At 63.3% G+C, this 4,350-nt stretch carries 4 protein-coding genes; 1 reads left to right on the top strand and 3 read right to left on the bottom strand.

Annotated elements, in window-relative coordinates; genetic code table 11:
* Positions 1 to 54: 54 nt before the first annotated feature.
* From EB084_20580 to EB084_20570, 3 genes are all read right to left on the bottom strand, one after another.
* Positions 55 to 1,317 carry a hypothetical protein gene (locus EB084_20580; protein ID NDD30663.1) on the bottom strand — a complete coding sequence of 421 codons (1,263 nt, stop codon included), beginning with the start codon at positions 1,315 to 1,317 and terminating at the stop codon, positions 55 to 57.
* Positions 1,318 to 1,968: 651 nt separating this feature from the next.
* Positions 1,969 to 3,324 carry an IS1182 family transposase gene (locus EB084_20575; GenBank protein ID NDD30662.1) on the bottom strand — a complete coding sequence of 452 codons (1,356 nt, stop codon included), beginning with the start codon at positions 3,322 to 3,324 and terminating at the stop codon, positions 1,969 to 1,971.
* Between the two features lie 62 nt (positions 3,325 to 3,386).
* The gene (locus EB084_20570; GenBank protein ID NDD30661.1) at positions 3,387 to 4,103 is read right to left on the bottom strand and encodes a LacI family transcriptional regulator; all 717 of its coding nucleotides are present in this window, start codon (positions 4,101 to 4,103) and stop codon (positions 3,387 to 3,389) included.
* A 57-nt stretch (positions 4,104 to 4,160) separates the two neighbouring features.
* Here EB084_20570 and EB084_20565 point away from each other — a divergent pair.
* Positions 4,161 to 4,350: hypothetical protein (locus tag EB084_20565; protein NDD30660.1), on the top strand; the 190-nt coding region annotated here is incomplete at its 3' end.

Genomic DNA, 4,350 nt, shown 5'->3' with positions numbered 1-4,350 from the left:
AGAACGCGCGGGTGCCTGGCGGCGTGCGATACTCGCCTGAGGCCTGTGATTGATTCACCTACCCGTCCACACGGCCGTGGCTCGGGCGCCGTCGGCGGAGAGCTTGATGCGCGGACCGTCGATGCTCTCATTGCCCCCAGGAACCGCCGAGACGGACACCACAGGGCTCCACGTCGCGCTGCTTCCGCTGATGGTGGCCGACGCCGATTTGACGGTATTGGTGACACGTTCCTTGAACACCACGGTGGCGCGGGTCCCGTCGGCCGACAGGGACTGCTCCGGATTGCTGCCGGTCGACGCGATCTGCGTAACCGTGCTCCACCTCGCCACATTTCCGACGACGGTCGCCGACGCAGACTCGATGCCCGAGGCGCCGAAGGCCGACCAGACCGCCGTCGCCCGGGTGCCGTCTGCGGAGACGGCGACCCGTGTCTCGCTCTTCTGCGGCCCCGCGAGCTCAGTCCTGCCCAGCAGGTTCCAGGTGGGCGAGGGCGTGGGCGAGGGCGTGGGCGAGGGAGTGGGCGAGGGCGTGGGCGAGGGCGAGGGCCCTGCACCGGTCACGGTGAGCTGCCCGGCCGCGCTGCTCACGCCGATGGTCGCGCAGATGGAGGTATTGCCGCCGCTGACACCGGTCACGACGCCGCTCGCATCAATGGTGGCCACGACGGCGCTGCCCGATGTCCACATCGCTACGAAGGTCACGTCTTGCGACGAGCCGTCCGAGAAATCGGCCACGAGCGTGTAAGGTTGCAGCGCACCCGAGGAGATGGTGGCGGTTGCGGGCGTTATCGCAAGATGGGCCACCGTGACAGTGCTGGTCACCTGCACCGTCACCGTCTGGTTGGCCACGACGGTGGCCTGATAGGTCGAATAGCCCGCGCTGTTGCCCTGCGCGCCGAAGCACTCGACGAAGACGTCGTAGGTGCCGGGTGCCAGAGGGGCCACATAGACCTTCATCTCTCGCGCACCCTGCGGACGCAGCGCTTCAACCGGCGTCGCAACGTCCTTGTGCGAGACGAGGTCGAGCACGTGCACGACGACCTTGGAGGTCTGGGCGAAATCGACCACGGTCTTGCTCACCGTCGAAGACTTCGTCTGCGCGCTGGGGAAGGTGAGCGCGACCTTCAACGTGCGGCTCTCTCCCGGAATGGGGACCGGACTCTCCGAAACAAGGCTGCCGACGGTTGAGCCCCCGCTGATACGCGAACCGCCGAAAGCGCTGCCGCCGCTGCCGCATCCGCTGAGCAGCAAGACGAGGACCAGGAACGCCGGGGCGAGTGAAGCGACATAGGCGCCTTCCGGAGAGCGTGAACGCATGGCCGACTCCTTGGAGAGAGATGAAATGCGAGTCTATCGCGGAGAACCACTGCGTGGAAAGCCCGCACCTGAACCTCTGAACCCCTGAACCGATGGCAGTTGACGCTCTATGCCTCTGACGTGGTGCAGAGACGCGGGTGTGCACACGAGAGGCGTGTCCGCACACGGGAGGCGCGTCGGCGGGGAGCGCGTCGGCGGGGAGCGCGTCGGCGGAGGGCTACCCTTCCACAGATAGAAGCCCAAATGGGCTTATACTCGTCACTAGAAGCCCAAATGGGCTTATACACCTTAATAGAAGCCCAAATGGGCTTATACTCGCTGGGCGCCAAGCGCCCGCGGCGTGCGCAACGGGAGGAACGAGACGCAGTCCACCAAGAGGCCGTGGGGAACATGGCGCGTCTTGCTGGGGAACGGCCGCCAGAGTGGCGACAGGTTCCTTTGCGATACGAAGGTCCTGCGGAGCTCGTGCATTGACACCTGAGAGGCGACCCCGCGACCCTCGTCAATCGGATGTTTCTTTCGAGGACGGGGACGAGGGCTAGGAGCGCGTGTGGTTAGTCAGGGCGAGAATTCGTAGCGATCGCGGTTGTTTTTCGAGGATTCTCTCGATCGTGAACGTTCACGATGCCCTCAGGCAGTGTGCCCCCTGCACTATCTCGCCGGTGCGTACTGCCCTCCGGCCCTGAAGATCTTGATGAGGTTGTGTACAAGGCACTCGAGGTGCCATAACCCAGGAACCTTCTCGAGACCGCGCAGCAGGAACTGGCGCAAGCCTCGTCCTTCTTTGATCTGGCCGAAGGTAGGCTCGACTGTTGTCTGGCGAAGCGTGTAGCGTGCCCGGCCTCGCTTCGTGCTCAGCTTGCGGGCCATCCGCTGGCGTCTCGTCGCGTTGGCCGGGGGCCGTCCACGAGGGGCGATTCGCTCACGCCACTCGGTATGGCGTATTTTCTCCGCTGGGATGAACGACTCGATGCCGAACGTGTCGAGATGCTGTAGGTTAGTTTCGCTCCAGTAGCCAGCGTCGGCAGAGATCTCCGTGGGCACGCCGATGTGCTCGACCATCTGATTCACCAGCGGGATGAGATGCGGGTTGTCCGCGGCCTGGTTCGTCAATGTGGCAGCCACGATGATCTGATGATCGCTGTCGACCGCGATCTGGGCGTTGTAGGCTTGAACGAAGGCTTTGTCGGAGTTGCGCATGATCCGCGAGTCGGGATCGGTGAAGTTCAACTGGTCCTTGGGCTCTGGGCGAGCCTGGGGCTTGCGCTGCCTCTTCGGGGCGACGGGTGGTTTCGGGGCGTCGTCCGTGCTGGTCTCATCCTTGTCTTCAGCCTTCTGGCGGGCCCGCTCCTCGAGCGCCTTTTTCGCCTTCTTGATCGCCTCGAGACGCTTCTCGGCTGTGTCGAGCCACTCTGGAAGCTCGTCGCCGCGGCCTTTGCCGAACAGTCGGTCTTCCTCTCGGTCGTTCGCCTCGACCTCATCGAAGTAACGACGGACCTGCTCGCGCAGACGCTTCTCCTCGATACCCATCCGCAGGTAGCTCATCGCGGCGTGCTTCGAGGCGTGGGCTTTCACTTTCGTGCCGTCGATGGCGACGTGTCGACCGCTCACGAGACCAGCCTCGACCGCCAACTGAATGCTCTGTGCGAAGAGCGGCTCCATCGCCTTCAGGTGACGGCGCCGGTAGTCGCTCAACGTCCAGTGGTCGGGCTGCTGGTTGCCGCTGAGGATGCGGAACGCCACGATCTCGTGCAGCGCTTTCTCGAGACGCCGCGACGACCGGATGCCCTGGCTGAAGCCGTACAGCCACACCTTCAGCATCATCGTCGGGTCGTACGGCGGTTGGCCCATGTCGTCGGGATAGGCGGCATAGATCGGCGACAGGTCGAGTTGCTCGACCACGTCATTGAAGAAGTATGCCAGATGGTTCGACGGCAGCCAGTCTCTCAGATCCGGTGGCAGCAGGAACAGTTGGTCAGGGTCGTATGCCTTGAACTTTCGGCGCATACGACCCTATTCGACGCCACCCCCCGAGAATCATGCTGGTTGGGGGGTATTCACACACGCTCCTAGCTGCTGGTCAGGCGCAGTGTGGCTTGATGCAGGGCTTCTACGTCGGCAAACCTCGACGAGATGTCAAGGCTGGCCTTTGCCGCGGCCTTTGCGCCAGTTGCTACGCTGCTGGCATTTTTTACGGCTCCGTCAGCAGTTGAGACAGTCTCGTCGAGCGAGCGTCGAGGTGTGTTGCCTACCGGACTGTGCATCTGGTCAATCAGACCAGAATAGACGCTGTGTGTGGTTTCCCCGAGGTGTTCGGCAAGCGTGCGCGTGCGCCCATGCGTCACAAAAGGCAGTTGCGCCTCTTGCAAATAGCGCACCCGCTCGTCGTCCGGCGTGGTGTGGGTGATGACCAGGCCATCGGCCAGCTTGTTTTCCACCACATAACGCAAGGTCTTGAGGCGGTTGCCATCCAGCCCATCGGGCATCACGATAAGGTGGTAATCCGTGTCCTGCAAGGCGTCGCTGATGCCCAGCATCAAGTCCTTGAAGGCGGGTTGGTTGGCGTCCGAGCGGTTCACCAAAAAAGCCAGCACCTGGGTTTTGCCGGTTTTAAGACGCACCGCCGCGCGGTCGCGCACAAAGTTCAGCGCCTTGGCCGCTTCCAGCACCCGCGCCCGCGTGCCCGGTAGTACCTGGGAGCTGCCGGCGAGTGCGCGCGACACGGTGGCGAGCGACAGCCCGGTAGCCTGGGCAATGGTTTGGGTGGTGACTTTAGGGGTTTTCATGGGTTTCAAACCTAAATGTAAACGTTATCATGGCATGGTTCTACTAGGAGAAACACTATGCGCTGGGTTTTGGTTGGTGCCAGTACGATTGCTGGCGAATGGATGGTAGGCGCCGTCCGGGCGGTGGGTGACGAGGTGGTGGCCGTGGTCTCGGGCGACCTGCAACGGGCCAAAGCCTTCGCCGCCACCCACGGCATAGCCCACGCCCTGACGGACGAAAAAGCCTACCCCGCGCTGGGCGTGGACG

The organism is Pseudomonadota bacterium, from assembly GCA_010028905.1.
Lineage (GTDB): Bacteria > Vulcanimicrobiota > Xenobia > RGZZ01 > RGZZ01 > RGZZ01.
Note: the sequence above shows the minus strand (reverse complement) of the source record. Positions and strands in the feature narration are given on the sequence as shown.

What these genes read in the sequence shown, in the direction of transcription:
- EB084_20570 (NDD30661.1), bottom strand. Translation starts at nt 4,103, where the DNA reads ATGAAAACCCCTAAAGTCACCACCCAAACCATTGCCCAGGCTACCGGG.
- EB084_20575 (NDD30662.1), bottom strand. Translation starts at nt 3,324, where the DNA reads ATGCGCCGAAAGTTCAAGGCATACGACCCTGACCAACTGTTCCTGCTG.
- EB084_20580 (NDD30663.1), bottom strand. Translation starts at nt 1,317, where the DNA reads ATGCGTTCACGCTCTCCGGAAGGCGCCTATGTCGCTTCACTCGCCCCG.